The 15,603-nt window shown below is 51.3% G+C and carries 20 protein-coding genes; 14 read left to right on the top strand and 6 right to left on the bottom strand.

Translation table 11 applies throughout. From position 1 onward, the window contains the following. The first annotated feature begins 3 nt into the window (after positions 1-3). From HND56_03575 to HND56_03550, 6 genes are all read left to right on the top strand, one after another. A complete protein-coding gene (locus HND56_03575) occupies positions 4-642 on the top strand; it encodes a methyltransferase domain-containing protein (protein QKK04825.1) in 639 nt (212 codons plus the stop codon). A 172-nt stretch (positions 643-814) separates the two neighbouring features. Then, positions 815-1,009, top strand: a complete 195-nt coding sequence (locus HND56_03570; protein QKK04824.1) for a hypothetical protein — start codon at positions 815-817, stop codon at positions 1,007-1,009. Positions 1,010-1,150: 141 nt separating this feature from the next. After that, positions 1,151-2,506, top strand: a complete 1,356-nt coding sequence (locus tag HND56_03565) for an MBL fold metallo-hydrolase (GenBank protein QKK04823.1) — start codon at positions 1,151-1,153, stop codon at positions 2,504-2,506. Between the two features lie 3 nt (positions 2,507-2,509). Next, positions 2,510-3,982, top strand: coding sequence for an NAD(P)H-hydrate dehydratase (locus tag HND56_03560; GenBank protein ID QKK04822.1), 1,473 nt, complete (start codon positions 2,510-2,512; stop codon positions 3,980-3,982). 36 nt (positions 3,983-4,018) lie between these two features. Beyond that, on the top strand, positions 4,019-4,396 hold the full coding sequence (locus HND56_03555; protein QKK04821.1) for an STAS/SEC14 domain-containing protein: 378 nt from the start codon (positions 4,019-4,021) through the stop codon (positions 4,394-4,396). A 91-nt stretch (positions 4,397-4,487) separates the two neighbouring features. Further along, positions 4,488-4,799 (top strand): hypothetical protein, encoded by a 312-nt coding sequence (locus HND56_03550; protein QKK04153.1) that lies wholly within the window; start codon positions 4,488-4,490, stop codon positions 4,797-4,799. 61 nt (positions 4,800-4,860) lie between these two features. Here HND56_03550 and HND56_03545 read toward each other — a convergent pair whose 3' ends face one another. Then, on the bottom strand, positions 4,861-5,577 hold the full coding sequence (locus HND56_03545) for a YdcF family protein (GenBank protein QKK04820.1): 717 nt from the start codon (positions 5,575-5,577) through the stop codon (positions 4,861-4,863). Positions 5,578-5,689: 112 nt separating this feature from the next. Between HND56_03545 and HND56_03540 the strand changes: the two genes are divergently transcribed. Then, positions 5,690-6,343 carry a GNAT family N-acetyltransferase gene (locus HND56_03540; GenBank protein ID QKK04819.1) on the top strand — a complete coding sequence of 218 codons (654 nt, stop codon included), beginning with the start codon at positions 5,690-5,692 and terminating at the stop codon, positions 6,341-6,343. Then, positions 6,340-6,621, top strand: coding sequence for a hypothetical protein (locus tag HND56_03535; protein QKK04818.1), 282 nt, complete (start codon positions 6,340-6,342; stop codon positions 6,619-6,621). Before HND56_03540 ends, HND56_03535 begins: the two co-directional genes overlap by 4 nt. A gap of 27 nt (positions 6,622-6,648) precedes the next feature. Here HND56_03535 and HND56_03530 read toward each other — a convergent pair whose 3' ends face one another. From HND56_03530 to HND56_03520, 3 genes are all read right to left on the bottom strand, one after another. Next, positions 6,649-7,410: a DsbA family protein gene (locus HND56_03530; GenBank protein ID QKK04817.1), complete on the bottom strand. Its 762-nt coding sequence runs from the start codon at positions 7,408-7,410 to the stop codon at positions 6,649-6,651. A 114-nt stretch (positions 7,411-7,524) separates the two neighbouring features. Continuing rightward, a complete protein-coding gene (locus HND56_03525) occupies positions 7,525-8,934 on the bottom strand; it encodes a M48 family metalloprotease (GenBank protein ID QKK04816.1) in 1,410 nt (469 codons plus the stop codon). An 18-nt stretch (positions 8,935-8,952) separates the two neighbouring features. Further along, positions 8,953-9,513, bottom strand: coding sequence for a hypothetical protein (locus HND56_03520; GenBank protein QKK04815.1), 561 nt, complete (start codon positions 9,511-9,513; stop codon positions 8,953-8,955). 173 nt (positions 9,514-9,686) lie between these two features. Here HND56_03520 and HND56_03515 point away from each other — a divergent pair, with 173 nt between their 5' ends. Further along, on the top strand, positions 9,687-10,091 hold the full coding sequence (locus tag HND56_03515) for a hypothetical protein (GenBank protein ID QKK04814.1): 405 nt from the start codon (positions 9,687-9,689) through the stop codon (positions 10,089-10,091). Between the two features lie 4 nt (positions 10,092-10,095). Here the strand turns inward: HND56_03515 and HND56_03510 are convergent, their stop codons facing one another. Next, complete coding sequence (locus HND56_03510) at positions 10,096-10,665, bottom strand: hypothetical protein (protein ID QKK04813.1); 570 nt, start codon at positions 10,663-10,665, stop codon at positions 10,096-10,098. A gap of 164 nt (positions 10,666-10,829) precedes the next feature. On the opposite strand from HND56_03510, the gene HND56_03505 reads away from it, so the two are divergent. The 5 genes from HND56_03505 to HND56_03485 are packed head-to-tail and all read left to right on the top strand — an operon-like array spanning position 10,830 to position 14,776. Continuing rightward, positions 10,830-11,768: an exopolyphosphatase gene (locus HND56_03505; GenBank protein ID QKK04812.1), complete on the top strand. Its 939-nt coding sequence runs from the start codon at positions 10,830-10,832 to the stop codon at positions 11,766-11,768. Between the two features lie 52 nt (positions 11,769-11,820). Continuing rightward, positions 11,821-12,159, top strand: a complete 339-nt coding sequence (locus tag HND56_03500) for a ferredoxin family protein (GenBank protein ID QKK04811.1) — start codon at positions 11,821-11,823, stop codon at positions 12,157-12,159. A gap of 8 nt (positions 12,160-12,167) precedes the next feature. Beyond that, positions 12,168-12,731, top strand: a complete 564-nt coding sequence (locus HND56_03495; GenBank protein ID QKK04810.1) for a hypothetical protein — start codon at positions 12,168-12,170, stop codon at positions 12,729-12,731. Positions 12,732-12,734: 3 nt separating this feature from the next. Next, the gene (locus HND56_03490; GenBank protein ID QKK04809.1) at positions 12,735-13,727 is read left to right on the top strand and encodes a calcium/sodium antiporter; all 993 of its coding nucleotides are present in this window, start codon (positions 12,735-12,737) and stop codon (positions 13,725-13,727) included. A 32-nt stretch (positions 13,728-13,759) separates the two neighbouring features. Further along, a complete protein-coding gene (locus tag HND56_03485) occupies positions 13,760-14,776 on the top strand; it encodes a GMP reductase (GenBank protein QKK04808.1) in 1,017 nt (338 codons plus the stop codon). 9 nt (positions 14,777-14,785) lie between these two features. Here the strand turns inward: HND56_03485 and HND56_03480 are convergent, their stop codons facing one another. Next, positions 14,786-15,547 carry an ankyrin repeat domain-containing protein gene (locus tag HND56_03480; protein ID QKK04807.1) on the bottom strand — a complete coding sequence of 254 codons (762 nt, stop codon included), beginning with the start codon at positions 15,545-15,547 and terminating at the stop codon, positions 14,786-14,788. Positions 15,548-15,603: the final 56 nt, after the last annotated feature.

Below are 15,603 nucleotides of genomic sequence, written 5' to 3'. Positions count from 1 at the left end.
AGAATGTTTGATAAAGACGCGGTGAAAGCAGCCTACGAAGATTTCGCAAGCGATTTCGATGCCGGCTGGCCCTTGCATATCCGTAGCCATCAGGAATGGATTGCGGCGCATTGGCCTGCGGCTTGTCCGGAAAACGGCACGGCTCTCGACCTTGGCTGCGGCACGGGATGGATGCTGAAACATCTATCTGCCGCGCATCCCGCCATGTCTTTATACGGTAGCGATTTCAGCCCCGCGATGCTGGAGATCGCGCGCAAAGCCGCCCCTGATGCGGAGATTATCAGCGGCGATATCGAGGATGACGCCTTTACCGCCACATTGCCGCAGGCCGATATCGTCCTGTCGCTCGGCATTCTGCATCATATGGCCGATATTGACGCCCATCTGCGCCTGTTGCGGCAATTGGGCAAAGCCGGCGGCACGGCTTTTCTGTCCTGCTTTGCCTGTGACGGCGACATGATGCAGGCCTATGATGCCTATTTGCAGGAGCATTATGATTTTTACAATCAGTCGCTGCCGCATGATGTCTTAACAGCCCGTCTGGAGGCGTTTTACCCTGCCGCCATCACCGCAAAAGAGGTCTTTACAGGCGATGCGGATACGTTGTGGCAGATTTTCCGCCTCGATTTTCCCAAATCGTAAAAATAATCCCTGTATCATATTGATAATAATGCGGAAAAAATTGTTAATTTTCCATAAATTTTTGTTGACTTTGACATTAACATTATGTTAACTTATTAATCAAGGGAGGCAATAACAAAAACAAACAGAATCTCCTGGCCTAGCAAACTTAAAACCAGTAGGAGTAAATATAATGGAAAACAACAAAACGAAACTTGCAGAAAACGGAAAAACCTCCGAGACCTTCGGCTCTGTCAGCAAAAAGCCTTATGAGATGACAGAATTCGAAAAGTTCCAGATCCAGCGTGATGCACAAAAAATGGCACGCGGCAGCAGCCATGGCACAAGCTTCACAATCGGAACGCTCCGTGCAGGTTCTTACCGTTAAGACCATATAATAAGAAACGAGTACTACGAAGCCGCGGCCTGAAAATCGCGGCTTTTGTGTGTCCGGTATAAAAGGTTTTCCTCTCTTTCCTCTTTCGCTTTGCGGCGTTACTATAATGCGAAAAAGAAAGGGAGCTTTTCCATGAAGTTACAATTCCTCGGCGCGGCGGGCACGGTTACGGGCTCGAAGTTTTTGCTGGAAACGGCGGGCAAGAAAATTCTGATTGATTGCGGTTTGTTTCAGGGTAGAAAGAACCTGCGTCTGCGCAACTGGGATAAACCGCCCGTGAACCCTGCCGATATTGATGCGGTCTTGCTGACCCATGCCCATATCGACCATAGCGGTTATCTGCCCCTGCTGGTCAAAAGCGGTTTTAAGGGTAAAATCTATTGCTCCGAAGCCACACGCGATCTTTGCAGCATCATGCTGCCCGATAGCGGCTATTTGCAGGAGGAGGACGCGGAGCGCGCCAACCGCTACCACTATACCAAGCACCACCCTGCCCTGCCGCTTTACACCGAGGAGGATGCCCGCGAGTCGCTGAAATCATTTCATCCCGTCGATTTCGGCACCGAAACATGGCTGGATGACGAGCTGCGCTTTACCCTGCACCATGCGGGGCATATTCTCGGCGCCTCTTTTATCAAAGTGATGAATGACAGCGCATCGATTTTGTTTTCCGGCGATCTGGGCCGCCCGCATGATGCCGTCATTATTCCGCCCGCCCATATTCAGCAAGCCGATTATCTGGTCGTGGAATCCACCTATGGCGACCGCGCCCATGAAAAAACAGACCCGATGAAAACCATCCGCCATATCGTCAATAAAACCATCAAACGCGGCGGAACGCTGGTGTGTCCCGCCTTTGCCGTCGGGCGGGCGCAGAGCCTGATTTATTATCTGCATGTGCTGAAACAAACGAAGCAAATACCCGATATTCCGGTTTATCTGGACAGTCCGATGGCTATCAATGTCACCGAGCTTCTGCATAAGCACAAAAGCGAGCACCGCCTGTCCCCCGGTGTCTGCCGCGCCATGTGCGATATGGTGATCTATACGCGCAGCCGCGAGGAATCCAAGGCCATTAACGAACATCATATGCCCTGCGTCATTATCTCCGCCAGCGGCATGGCCACAGGCGGACGCGTTTTGCATCATTTGAAAAACACATTGGGGGATGAGCGCAACACCATCCTGCTGGCAGGGTTTCAAGCTGCCGAAACGCGCGGTGACCGCCTTGTCCGCGGTGAGACGGAAATTAAAATACACGGCGAAATGTATCCCGTCCGTGCCGAAATCCGCTATATGCGCAGCGTTTCCGCCCATGCCGATTACAATGAAATACTTGGCTGGCTTGAGGGCTTTAACGCCGATCCGCGAAAGGTCTTTATCGTGCATGGCGAGGAAAACGCCGCGACCTCTCTCAAAGACAAAATCAGCAAAAAATTCGGCTGGGATGTCCATATTCCCGAACATCTGGAACAGGTGGAATTTTAAAAAATGACGGCGCGTATTCTGACAGTCGCGGAAATGCAGGAAAGTGACCGCAAAACCATTGCCGCAGGCACGGCAGGCGCCGTACTGATGGAACAGGCGGGCCAGAGTGTTGTTGATATCATCATACAGAATTACGCCCCCTGCCCCGTGCTGGTACTGTGCGGCCCCGGCAATAACGGCGGTGACGGTTTTGTGATTGCGCGCCTTTTGCAAGAGGTCGGATGGGCTGTGCGGATTGCCGCGATGAAAGCGGCGGCGGATTATCAAGGTGATGCCGCGCTGATGGCGAAAAAATGCGGCGAAAAATTTGAAGCGCTGTCTGGAAATATCGATTTGAAAGAGACGGCACTGGTCATTGATGCGCTGTTCGGCACCGGATTTTCCAAAGCGCTCGCACCGCCGCTGGCGGAAATGCTGCAAAACATTGCGGCGGCAGGCCTGCCTGTCATCGCGGTGGATATTCCCAGCGGTGTCAACGGCGACACCGGCGCTGCCGATCCTGCGACACTGAAAGCCCTCCATACCGTCACATTCCACGCAAAAAAACCGGGGCATCTGCTGCTGCCCGGACGCGCTTATTGCGGGCAGATTCATATCACGGATATCGGCATCACGCATGAGGAACACACCGCGCCGCCGCTATACGAAAACAGCCCGGCCTTGTGGTACCCCCTATTCCCGCAGCCGCAAACGGGCGACAATAAATACAGCCACGGTCATGCCGTGATTTTCGGCGGCGCAAAAATGACCGGCGCGGCAAAACTGGCGGCTCATGCCGCCATGCGCAGCGGTGCAGGACTGGCCACAATTTTATGCCCGCCCGAAAGCTTTGACATTTATGCGGAATATAAAGCGCATCTGCTGGTGGAACCGCTGGCAGACATTGGCGAGAAAACCGCCTTCCTGCAAGACCCGCGCAAAAATGCCGTGCTGATCGGCCCGGGGCTGGGTGTCACCGACGAAACGCGCGACGCCGTACTGGCAGCACTTGCGGCAAAAGACAAAGCCGTCTGTCTTGATGCCGATGCGCTCAGCGTTTTTCACGATACGCCCGATGTGCTGTTCTCCGCCTTGCATGACAATTGTATTTTAACGCCGCATGACGGCGAATTCGCGCGGCTGTTCGGCAGCATTGAAGGCGATAAAATTGCCCGCACACGCAAAGCCGCTGAAAAATCCGGTGCCGTTGTTTTGCTGAAAGGCGCTGATACGGTGATTGCCGCGCCGGACGGGCGCGCCGTGATTAATACCAACGCCCCCGCTTTTCTTGCCACGGCAGGCGCAGGCGATGTGCTGGCAGGGATCATAACAGGCTTGCTGGCACAACATATGCCTGCCTTCGAAGCGGCGGCGGCGGCGGCATGGCTGCATGGCGCAGCGGCGCAAAAATGCGGACGCGGTCTAGTTGCCGAAGACCTTGCCGAATATCTTCCTCCTATTTTGAAAGAGCTGGACAACAGCGCGCCAAGCCGTTAAACAAAAAGAAATGCGACGACAAAAGGAACAAACACGATGATCGAAATCCTCGAAAAAACCACCGATAAAATTCTGGCTGTGAAGGCCTCCGGTATTCTGACCCATGAGGATTACGAAAATTTTCTGCCCGCGCTGGATGCCACGATCAATACCGAAAGCCATATCGGCCTTTATATTGACATCACTTCCTTTGAAGGCATGACCCCGCATGCCATGCTGGATGATTTCCTGACAAGCCTTAAATATTACTGGAATTTCACCTATGTCGTTGTTGTCGGCGATGAAAAATGGATGAAATTTGCAACGGAATTCACCGATTGGATTACCCCGTCCGATCTGGAATATTATGATGAAAAAGACGCGGACAAGGCCTGGAAATACCTGCAGGACGCCTGCGATAACAAACTGAATTAAAAAAGAAAATATTTTTCATCCCCCCCTCCTGTTCATACATAATTTTTAAATGATTTTTGGTAAACTGAAGATACCAAGGAGGTAACATAACATGACGATTCGTTCTCTTATTCTGACAACAGCACTTGCTTCGTTTGTTTCTTTCGGTATCCCGCAAACGGCAGAGGCCGACAGCGTGATGTGTACCATGGATGCCAAACTCTGTCCTGACGGCAGCGCCGTCGGACGCACGGGGCCGAATTGCGAATTCGCCCCCTGCCCCGGTGAAGATGCCGGTGATGACGACATGGATGATATGGACGACATGGACGATACGGACAGCGATGACACGACCATGCCCGAAGATGCCGGCGAGAGTGATGACGGCGCAGCGGATGACAGTATGGAAGATGAAAGCGAATAACGTAGCGCTGAACAGATTTTAAAAAGACGCGTCTCTGATAATATCAGGGGCGCGTTCTTTTTCAGCGGCGATAACGGCGCTTTTTAATAGGCGGACGCGCAGGCGGTGTGTCGGGAAGTTTTTCAATTTTTTCGGCGATCTCGTCCAGATCAACTTCGGCGATAAAGCCCTTTTTCTTATAAGGGGCGACCTTGTTAAATTCGCGCATGACATCACTGCGGAATTTCTTATCTTTGTGCCAGTCCTTTTTATCGACGGGGTAATAATTGGGTGTGGAGAACATTTTCACGACATCCGGCCAATGTTTTTCCAATGTCATGATAAAGCGGCGCGAAGCGTGTATCTGCCCGATACCGATGACGGAGCCGATATTATCCAGACCGATCTCCTTCTCAATCAGCTGCATACCGTATGTGACATTTTCGCCGGTATTGGTCGCCTGATTTTCCACCAGAATGCAATCTTCCGGCACGCCTTTTTCCACCAGACGGTCGCGCATACGGTCACATTCCAGCCGCCCGTCATCGGTGGCAACGCCGCCGGAGACAATGATATGTTTAAAAAGCCCCTGATGATACAGCTTGGCGGCGTGATCAGCCAGATGATCGGCATTCTGGCCGCCAAAAACAAAACAAATATCCGCCGGACGCAATGCGGTTTCCACCAGCATATAATCCGTGATGTGCTTGATATCGTCTTGCTTTTGCCTTTTATTATCCATAATAAATATATACAGGAAAATACCCGCCAATGCAACTGCAAAGTTTTGCAGTTTCACAAAGCTCCGCAATTTGCTGTCATTTCAGATGGGGGCAGGACTCCCTTCATTTCGTCCATTCCACGCCTCCCTATTCAAAGGAACACCGCTTCTTGAAGGAGACATCCCGCCAATGATTAACTGTGTAAACTGCGAAACGGCACAGTATTTCGGCAAAGCACTCTCATCACAATACCGTCTGCGCTACCGCTCCTTTGTCGACCGGCAGGATTGGGAGCTGTCCAGCTTTCGCGGCATGGAATATGACTGTTACGATACACCTGCCACCAGCTATCTTGTCTGGCAGGATGAAAACGGTGATGTACGCGGCGCATCGCGCCTGATGCCGACAGACCGCCCCTATATGCTGAAAGATTTGTGGCCGGAAAGCGTCGAAAACATCGCCTTACCCGCCTCCGCCCGCATCTGGGAAGGGTCACGCTTTTGTATTGACCGTAAATTGCCGCAATTTCTGCGCCGCCGTATCACGGCGGAAATTGTCTGCGCCTATCTGGAATTCGCCTTGGCCCGGAACATCACCGCCATTATCGGCATTATGCCGCCGCTGATCTGGAAGTCTGTTTTCATCAATGCAGGCTGGGATGTCGAATTTTTGGGAAAAGCCGGACATTACGGCGGCGGGCGCAAAAATATCGCGGGACAGATGCATGTGTCCGCAGAAGCGCTGGAGCGGGTCAGGGAGAAGACAGGCATTTCTCATCCGGTTCTGCTGACGGCGCCGTTTAACGAGATTGAAACCATTCAGAAAAAGGGGTGTATGGAATGAGCGACCACATAAAGAAAAACGTTACCGAACATATTTTATCCCTAATCCTTTATGCGTTGGCTGAAGCCGACCGCGAGGGAATGAGCGAGATTGTTCCCGTACTGGATGACGCATTGCTAAAAATCATCGCGACCTATGAAGAACAGCATGGCGGTGCAGGTACCTGGGAGAGATGCACGGATCTGTATCAAGAGATATTGCAGTCCCTGGATGACAACAGAAAGATCCGCAATATACCGACGCTGTCCGAAGCGGGCTCCGGACAGCGTGATAAATAACGTAAAACTCTTTTTAAAAAGAAGGACTTAAAGCTTTTTTTCTTTTCTTTTCTTACTGATGGCATCCACCATGCTTTCATATGGTACCGCACCGGAGATCAGCTGATCTTCGACGACAAAACCCGGCGTTCCTGTAATACCAAGATCATTCGCCAAAGCGCGGTTCATCTGGATCGTCGTCGACACATCGGCGCTTTGCGCATCCTGACGCATACGTCCCGCATTCAGGCCGAGTTTCTCAGCCATAGCAGACAGCGTATCCACGTCAAAAGCACCGCGATGCGTCATCAATTCATGGTGAAACTCCAGATATTTTCCCTGTTTTTCGGCAGCCAGAGCCCAACGTGCCGCCGTTTCCGATTCGGGGCCGAGAATCGGGAAGTCTTTAAAAACAACGCGGAGGTTTTTATCTTCTTTCATCAAACGGTCTACGGTTTCCCATGCGCGTTTACAATAGCCGCAACGGTAATCAAAAAACTCCACAACCGTTACATCCCCCTCGGGGTTACCGGCAATCGGCGAGCCTTTGAAAAGACGGCTTGAATGTTCTTCCAGGGCAACCTGCTGGCGCTCCCCCTGCTGTTTTTGCAGATAGGCGTTTACCGTTTCCAAAATCACCTGCGGGTTATCCTTGATCACATCCAGCACAATGGCCTCAATCGCCGCGCGATCCGGCGCTGCCGCTGTTTGAGCAGATGCTGTGCGGCTGTCTACCGTCAACATTGCCGCACACATCGCGGCAAGCGTAAAAAATGTTGCCAAAGAAAGCCGGGAGCCTTTTTTCCACATGATCAAATTTCCTTTTTCCTGTTCCGTAAAAATGTCTTTTAAGAAAAAGACATTTGATTATTCTAACATATATTCCTTAATCAATCTAAAAGCCTGCCCCGCCGAAAAGCAACCTTATTTTTTCATTTCCGCACGGCGCTGTGCCACCACTTCTTTCAAATCGGCAACACGCAGCCGCGCCTGCGCCGCTTTTTCAGGTAAATTCGCCTCTGCATAGGAAATCTGACGTTCCGCAACATCCAGATCATTCCGCAAAACGGCCTCTTCCGCCAGATTCAAGCGGGCGTAACCATCCTCCCCTTTCATACCATATGCCACCGCCAGAAAGCGGTACAGGCTGGGGTTCAAATTTTCATCCTCTTTGGCCTGCTGCAGCAGACCAATGGCTTTATCCAGCACATCCGCAGGGGCTTTGCCGTCACGGCTCTGCCGTGCCCGCGCAATGCCTGTCAGCACATGCGCGTAATCAATTTTAATCAAACCGCTATCCGGCTGTAATTCCACAGCCTTTTGATAGGATTTTGCAGCATGTAAGGCGTTTCCTGCCTCAAACAGGATATCGCCCTTTAATTCATGGAAATAGCCGTTTTCCGGCTCTTCTTCGATCAAATCATCCATCATGCTGACGGCTTCCGTCAATTTGCCCTTGCGGAACAATGCGATGGCTTTGGCATAGCGCGCCGCAATAGGATGTGTAATGCCTTCCCGCAGGTTTAAGGCGCGTTCGGGATAAAGAAAGCCCATAAGCTTGGCCTGCACGCGCGGGAAATCTTTGTTCCACACTGCCGGAAACGGGCGGTCACTGTAACGCGATTGCCCCACGGCATGGCGCAGAAAATTGATCCTGTCCACTGTCAGCGGGTGTGTGCGCACATATTCCGATTGTTGCGAGGACGGAAGCAATTCCTCACCTTCCAGCTTCTCCATGAAGCTCAGAAGACCGCGCGCGGAAAGCCCTGCACCATTCAGATAGGAAATCGCACCGTGATCGGCGGAAGCTTCCTGCGTCCGGTTATATTTCAGAAAACTGGCCAATGCCGCCGCCTGTCCGCCGGTCATAATCGCAGCGCCCGCTTCGGCATTACCGCTGCCGACCGCCGCGGCAATCCCCAGCACCGCAGCCAGCATCGCCTGAAAGGAAATCCCTTCCATCGCGGCATGACCGCGTGCCAGATGACCTGATGCGATATGGCTTAATTCATGCGCAATCACGCCGGCAAGCTCGCCGGCATTTTCCGCACGCAATAACAGCCCGGTATGCAGAAAAATATTATGGCCGCCCGCGACAAAGGCATTCAGTTCGTTACTTTGCACAATAATAATGCGGATGGAATCGCGGGAGAATCCGGCCTCCTGAAACAGCGGCGCGGAAATATCACGGATTACATTTTCGATTTCCGCATCACGGATAAGACTAAGCCCTTGCGCACGGGCCGTTTCACCCTGCGCCAGAAAGCATAATGTGACTGCAAAGAGAAAGGCGACAATTCCCGAAAAGAAGCGCCGCCTCCGTAAATATCCCATGATTACTTTCCGGCTTCCTTAAAACAGCTGGAAGCCTTTTGCATTAAATTCGCCGATTTTATAGCCTGTACGCCAATCCGTCACGTCAAAGCCCGTGAGACCGCTTTCAAAGAAATTGAAATGGTCGGATACCAGTTGCAAAGAGCGGTGGCGATCCAGATCGGATAATTTATAGAAAGTCGGTCCGACAACCAGCACGGCTTTGGACTTGTATTGCTTCTCGACCATATATTGGCGGCGGAAGATATCTGCCCCGTAAAAAGCTTTCAAAACCTGCTCTTCGGACATATCCTCGGGCCAGCGTGATGTGTCCCAGTACAGGCCTTGCCATTGCTGCTGATGTCTGTATTTCGCCCAGATGGGATCCAGTGCCGGCTGATAGGACCAGCTGTATTTTTTGCGCTTATTCATACGCAGATGCAGCGGCAGGCTCGCACCTGTCGCATCAACCGTGCGGTTTGCCATGCGCGTATCCTTACCGTCCACCATAGACTGTGCTGTTGCAGTATTGACCGGCGTACAAAAAACCAGCGCTGCCGCCGTAAAGGCAAAAAGACCCGTAAATCGTTTATTCAGCATCTCTAAAACCATTCCCTTATCAGTAAATTTATCCATGTCGCAGGAATAAGTTTACACGTTGATAGAAAGGCGGTCTAGGGACAAATTTTTAAAGCGCAAATTTTTAAACGCTCCGTTAAAGCTTTTTTGTTATAATAAATATATTCGACAATTTTTTAAGACGGGTATGAAACATGGCGGATTCCCTGCAAATCTCTCTTAGCGGCTTAAAAGCGCAAAGCCAGCGTCTTGCGGCGGCATCTTCCAATATTGCCAATCTGACCTCTTCGGGCGTCAACCCCGACAGCCAGACGGCATCAGGCCCCGAGGTGTTCAAACCCCTGAAGGTCTCGCAAAGCGCAGTTTCGCCGGCAGGCGGCACGACAGCCACGATTTCGCAGGATGAAAACGGCACATTGCTGGTTTTTGACCCGTCCTCGCCTTTTGCCGATGAAAACGGTTCCGTGGCCGTGCCGAATATTTCGCTGGAAAAGGAAATTACCGATCTTTTGGCAACAAAAATCGCTTATAAAGCCAATACCCTTGCATTGCGCACGGAATCGGAAATCCAGAAAAACCTGATTGATGAATTAAGCTGAAAAATTACCTTTTAAAGGTCCGGCGCAGGCTGTTGGCCGGTGCGGTTTTTGCTGTCTTTGCTGCGCGAATTTTTGCCGCAGCTTTTTGTGTGCGCGCCAGCGTATCGGCAAAATCGCCGGTATGATGGATGCCGACGCCGCCGGCCGCTTCCCAATCCTTGATATTGCCGATACGGTCATCGACCAGAATGCGGTCTTCCGCCGCCAGAAAGCGCTTATCTTTGCTGGGGCAGATAATCAGATCCATCAGCGCCCATTTTCCGCGTCCGGGTTCAAAATTCGTAATCCATTGCGCCTTGCCGTAATGACATTCCGGCGAAACCATCGGACCGGTCAGAAATTTTGTCTGCCCTTCCTTTTTCAGGTCTTTCAGAAATTCCACCGCCCCGTCAAAAGCCGGCATTGTCCGCCACCATTCCGTGTCCAGCGCATCATAATCGGTTTTGCCATCGGCTTTGATTTTGCCCTGCGCCTGCGCATGTGTGTCAAAATCGGCAAGAACACCGTCCAGATCAATAAAAATGGTCACGGCGGGGGCTTCGGTATTATTATGATTTGCAGCGGGTTTGGTCATGGGAACATCTCCTAATTAAAATAAGCACTATACATATTTCACAATCCGCCTATTGTCAATATCAGAAAACCGTGATTACCGCTTGAAGCTTCGCGCCGTAAAATCTAAGATATGTCTTAATATTAAGGTTCCGGCGCAAAAGTAAAAATTAAAAAGGCAGCAAAATGTCCGAACAAAAATTTCGCCTGATTACCCGCAGTGACATGGATGGTCTCGTTTGTGCGGTTTTATTGAAAGAAATCGACATCGTTGACGATATTCTGTTTGTTCACCCCAAAGATATGCAGGACGGGCTGATCGAGGTGACCTCCAACGACATTATCACCAATCTGCCCTATGTCGAAAATGCGCATCTGGTCTTTGACCACCATGCCAGCGAGATGATGCGGGTCGGCGGGTCGCGCCCGAACCATATCCTTGATCCGCACGCCCCTTCCGCGGCACGGGTGGTATATGATTATTACGGCGGTCGCCAGACTTATCAGAATCTGTCGCTGGATATGATGAAAGCGGTGGATAAAATTGATGCCGCCAATCTGAGCAAAGACGAAATCCTGAAACCCGATGGCTGGATTCTTCTGGGTTACCTGATGGATGCCCGCACCGGACTTGGACGTTTCCGCCATTTCCGCATTTCCAACTATCAGCTGATGATGGACCTGATCGATTACTGCCGCGAAAAAACCGATATTGAAGAAATTCTGGAGCATCCCGATGTTGCTGAACGTGTTGCGCTGTACCGTGAACATGCCGGTCCTTTTGAGCAACAGCTGCGCCGCTGCAGCAGTGTTGACGGGAAAACCGTCATTCTGGATATTCGCAAAGAAGAAACCATCTATGTCGGCAACCGCTTTATGATCTATGCGCTTTATCCCGACACAAATGTGTCGATGCATGTGATGTGGGGACGCGAGAAAAAGAACACGGTTTTCGCCCTCGGAAAATCCATTTTGAACAAATCCTCGAAAGCCAATATCGGCAAGCTGATGCTGGAACATGGCGGCGGCGGGCATGTTGCGGCGGGAACCTGTCAGGTCGCCAATGACCGTGCGGATATTGTGCGCATGACATTACTGCGAAAGCTTGCGGAAACGTCGGAATAAGAATAAAAAGAACACTGTAACGACAAATTTTATTGCAAGGGTGTAAACAGCGATGACCTATGTTGTGCTTGATACATGTATTCGATGCAAATACACGGACTGCGTTGACGTCTGTCCGGTGGATTGTTTTTATGAAGGCGAGAATATGCTGGTCATCCATCCGGATGAATGCATTGACTGCGGCGTCTGTGAACCGGAATGCCCGGAGGAAGCCATCGTCTCGGACATTGATGACCGCGCGGCAAAATATCTGGAACTGAACCGCGAATATGCGGAAAAATGGCCGAATATCACGCAAAGCAAAGAACATCCGAAAGATGCCGCAGAATTTGCAGGCATGGAAGGAAAGTTCGAAAAATATTTCAGCCCCGAACCCGGGGAAGGAGACTGACCCCTAAAATGCCGATCATTATTGTCTGGGATACCGAGTACACCACATGGGACGGCGCAATGGCGCGCGGCTGGTCAGGTGAAGGTGAATACCGGGAACTGGTTCAGCTTGCCGCGCAAAAGCTTGACCTGAGCAGCGGCGAAATTCTTGATGTAATGGATATCTTCGTCCGCCCTGTCCGCAACCCGGAACTGTCCGATTGCTTTAAGGACTTGACGGCAATTACTCAGGAGCAGGTTGATAAACAAGGTCTGTCTTTCGCAGAAGCCTATCAGCAATTCAAGGAATTTGCCGGTGACACGCCCTGTTTTTCCTATGGCATGGATTGCGTCATTTTGCAGGAAGGCTGCGTGTTAAACGATATGGTTTATGACCTGCGCTGCCCGTTCCTGGACGCGACTGTTTTCATTAAAAATGCCGGTATTGACGTCCGCCAATATACCAGCGGCACGGTTTCCAAAGCCTTTGACATTGATTTGCCCGGTCATGTCCATAATGCCATGCATGATGTCGATTCCCTGACGCAGGCACTGTGTGCGCTGCATAAAAAACTGCCGGTGAAGGTCGCATAAACAATGGTCTGGCTTTTGCTGATTTCCGGTTTCCTGTTGCTGCTGTTTGGCGGAGAAATTCTCGTCAAAGGATCGGTTGCTCTTGCCCGCCGCCTGAAAATGCCGCCGCTGATTATCGGAATCGTGCTGGTCGGATTCGGAACATCAATGCCCGAGCTTGTCACCTGCGTTGCCGCAGCGCTGGAAGGATCGCCCGATATTGCCGTCGGCAATGTCGTCGGCAGCAATATTGCCAATATCCTGCTGGTTGCCGGTGTCGGCGCCCTCCTGATACCGATTGTCACCCCGATTTCAGAATTCAAACGTGACGGTACAGCTGTCGCCGCATCCACATTGGTTTTCGCCCTTGCCGCCCTGTTTTTCGGAGAGGTCGGACGCATGATCGGCGCATTTTTTGTCCTGTCACTTCTCGGCTATGTCGCTTTTATCTATTTCAGCGAGAAAGCCAAGCTGAAACGCGTGGAAAAACAGCATCTTGTCGAAGAGCTGAAAGAAATGGAAACCTTTATGGGACGCCCGATGACCATGCCGCTCTCCGGCATACTGGCTGTCGGTGGCATTACTCTGACCATTCTGGGTGCAAAATTGCTGGTGACCGGTGCGATTACGCTCGCACAAAAAGCCGGAATTTCCGAAACCGTCATCGGCTTGACGATTGTTGCCATCGGTACCTCGCTGCCGGAACTGGTGACTGCTATTGTCGCAGGACTGCGCAATCACGGTGATGTATCGCTGGGGAATATTCTGGGCAGTAACATCTATAACATTCTCGGCATCCTCGGCATCACGGCTTTGGTTGACCCGCTGACCATTCCAACGGAAATTCTGCGCTTTGATTTATGGGTGATGATACTCGCGACAATCCTGCTCGCCGTTTTTGCGCTGCGCAAACTGAATATCACGCGGATTGAAGGCGGATTTTTATTAGCGACATATGCCGTCTATCTTTATATGCTGTATATCGGCCAATCGGGACCTGCGCCCGGAACAATGTAACAGGTTGCAACCCTTCAGAAAGGAAAACCGCCATGAGAATCGAGAACGACCGTAAACTGGATTTTGACGATGTCCTGATCCGGCCCAAACGCAGCCGTCTTGAAACACGCGCAGAGGTCGAACTGAAACGCACCTTCCGCCTGCCCCATGCCGGGTTTGAAATGACGGGTATCCCGATTATTGCCGCCAATATGGATACGGTCGGCACATTACCGATGGCCGGCGTTCTGGCACAGCACGACATGTATACCGCCATTCACAAACATTATGATCTGGACGATCTGAAAGCCGCCGACCTGTCCGGTGATTACCATTTTATGACTTTCGGTCTGATGGAAGATTTAAGCCATATCCAAAACGTCATGGATGCCGTCAAAGATAAAGGCATCAATAAAATCTGTCTGGATGTTGCAAACGGCTATACCGAAATTTTCGTCAATTTCATTAAGAAAGTCCGCGCACAACATCCCGACTGCGTCATCATGGCGGGGAATGTCGCAACGGCGGATATGACCGAAGCCCTCATTATCGCCGGTGCCGATATCGTCAAAATCGGTATCGGCCCGGGATCCGTCTGTGAAACACGTTCGGTCACCGGTGTCGGTATTCCGCAGCTTTCCGCAATTATCGAATGTGCCGATGCCGCGCATGGATTGGGCGGTCTGATCTGCGCTGACGGCGGCTGCCGCACATCGGGTGATGTTGCCAAAGCCTTCGGCGCCGGTGCCGATTTCGTCATGCTGGGCGGTATGCTGGCCGGACACACCGAATGCCTGAATGAAGAACAACTGCAGGCGCTGGCCGAAAACAACAATATGATCGAATATTACGGGATGAGCAGCACCGAAGCGATGGAAAAATACAGCGGCGGTGTTGCCGCACACCGTGCCAGCGAAGGTCGTGTCGCCTCCATTCCCTTCCGCGGTGATGTCAAAAACACGATTTTGGCTATTCTGGGCGGCCTCAGATCATCCTGCACCTATGTCGGTGCCTATAAGATGAAAGAAATGTCGAAGCGTACAACCTTCGTCATCAAACATTCGAAATAATAGGGTGATTTAAGGCTTCGGATTATTCCGCTTTGCCGCGCCGGATTTACCGGAAGACGCTGGCGGATTTTTCTCGTCGATCCGGCGGAGCAGATCTTCAATTTCGGACTCGTCCTTGCCCGGGCGCTTCATGGCACTGCCGCTTTCCTTGCGTTTTTCAGCGCTTCTGTCTTCAATCCGGCGCAGAAGATCCGCAATATCGGAATCGTCATTGGCGGCATCATTACTTTTCGCATGTGATGGCGGCTGTTTGTTATCCTTTTTTACGCCCAGCTTATCCATATCGGGCTGCTGCGTCTTATCAAGGAAGCTTTCATCCTGAAAGACCTTACGCATTTTTTCGAGGTTTTTATCATCATGCTCGATCCACAGACGCATGTAATCTTCCGCAGACCAGCCATAATTGTCAGGCGTTTTGCAATCACATCCGGCATCAATCAATAATTTAATAACCTCGGCACGGCGATCCAGCCCTGCCGCCAGCGCCGCACTGTGCAGCGGCGTCCATCCGCGTCCGTTATCGGCATTCGGGTCAGCACCTGCAGCCAGCAATTCTTTGACGATTTCGACCTCGCCCCAATAAGCGGCCTGGTGCAGCGGGGTCAGCCCTTGAAAATTCGGAATATCGGGATCAGTACCGGATTTAATGCAGGATTTGACTTTCTGCACATTCCCGGCTTTGGCGGCCTTATAAAGCTCCGTCCGGCCATTGTCATCGCGACGGTTGGCGTTGCTGAACAGGTTGAATATTGTTTTTTTCTTTTTTGCCATTATCAGGCCCGATGTTTTGATTTCGTACAGGAACGATACTGTTTTTATAACAAAAT

This window comes from Pseudomonadota bacterium, from assembly GCA_013285465.1.
GTDB lineage: Bacteria > Pseudomonadota > Alphaproteobacteria > Micavibrionales > CSBR16-224 > CSBR16-224.
The sequence above is the reverse complement of the archived record's forward strand: the minus strand, read 5'-3'. Positions and strand labels throughout refer to the sequence as shown.

Bases quoted from the DNA above. Each gene is read 5' to 3' on its own strand.
- HND56_03560 (QKK04822.1), top strand. From the start codon at position 2,510: ATGACGGCGCGTATTCTGACAGTCGCGGAAATGCAGGAAAGTGACCGC.
- HND56_03515 (QKK04814.1), top strand. From the start codon at position 9,687: ATGGCGGATTCCCTGCAAATCTCTCTTAGCGGCTTAAAAGCGCAAAGC.
- HND56_03555 (QKK04821.1), top strand. From the start codon at position 4,019: ATGATCGAAATCCTCGAAAAAACCACCGATAAAATTCTGGCTGTGAAG.
- HND56_03495 (QKK04810.1), top strand. From the start codon at position 12,168: ATGCCGATCATTATTGTCTGGGATACCGAGTACACCACATGGGACGGC.
- HND56_03530 (QKK04817.1), bottom strand. From the start codon at position 7,410: ATGTGGAAAAAAGGCTCCCGGCTTTCTTTGGCAACATTTTTTACGCTT.
- HND56_03510 (QKK04813.1), bottom strand. From the start codon at position 10,665: ATGACCAAACCCGCTGCAAATCATAATAATACCGAAGCCCCCGCCGTG.
- HND56_03500 (QKK04811.1), top strand. From the start codon at position 11,821: ATGACCTATGTTGTGCTTGATACATGTATTCGATGCAAATACACGGAC.
- HND56_03565 (QKK04823.1), top strand. From the start codon at position 1,151: ATGAAGTTACAATTCCTCGGCGCGGCGGGCACGGTTACGGGCTCGAAG.
- HND56_03575 (QKK04825.1), top strand. From the start codon at position 4: ATGTTTGATAAAGACGCGGTGAAAGCAGCCTACGAAGATTTCGCAAGC.
- HND56_03550 (QKK04153.1), top strand. From the start codon at position 4,488: ATGACGATTCGTTCTCTTATTCTGACAACAGCACTTGCTTCGTTTGTT.
- HND56_03485 (QKK04808.1), top strand. From the start codon at position 13,760: ATGAGAATCGAGAACGACCGTAAACTGGATTTTGACGATGTCCTGATC.
- HND56_03505 (QKK04812.1), top strand. From the start codon at position 10,830: ATGTCCGAACAAAAATTTCGCCTGATTACCCGCAGTGACATGGATGGT.
- HND56_03490 (QKK04809.1), top strand. From the start codon at position 12,735: ATGGTCTGGCTTTTGCTGATTTCCGGTTTCCTGTTGCTGCTGTTTGGC.
- HND56_03570 (QKK04824.1), top strand. From the start codon at position 815: ATGGAAAACAACAAAACGAAACTTGCAGAAAACGGAAAAACCTCCGAG.
- HND56_03535 (QKK04818.1), top strand. From the start codon at position 6,340: ATGAGCGACCACATAAAGAAAAACGTTACCGAACATATTTTATCCCTA.
- HND56_03540 (QKK04819.1), top strand. From the start codon at position 5,690: ATGATTAACTGTGTAAACTGCGAAACGGCACAGTATTTCGGCAAAGCA.
- HND56_03480 (QKK04807.1), bottom strand. From the start codon at position 15,547: ATGGCAAAAAAGAAAAAAACAATATTCAACCTGTTCAGCAACGCCAAC.
- HND56_03525 (QKK04816.1), bottom strand. From the start codon at position 8,934: ATGGGATATTTACGGAGGCGGCGCTTCTTTTCGGGAATTGTCGCCTTT.
- HND56_03520 (QKK04815.1), bottom strand. From the start codon at position 9,513: ATGCTGAATAAACGATTTACGGGTCTTTTTGCCTTTACGGCGGCAGCG.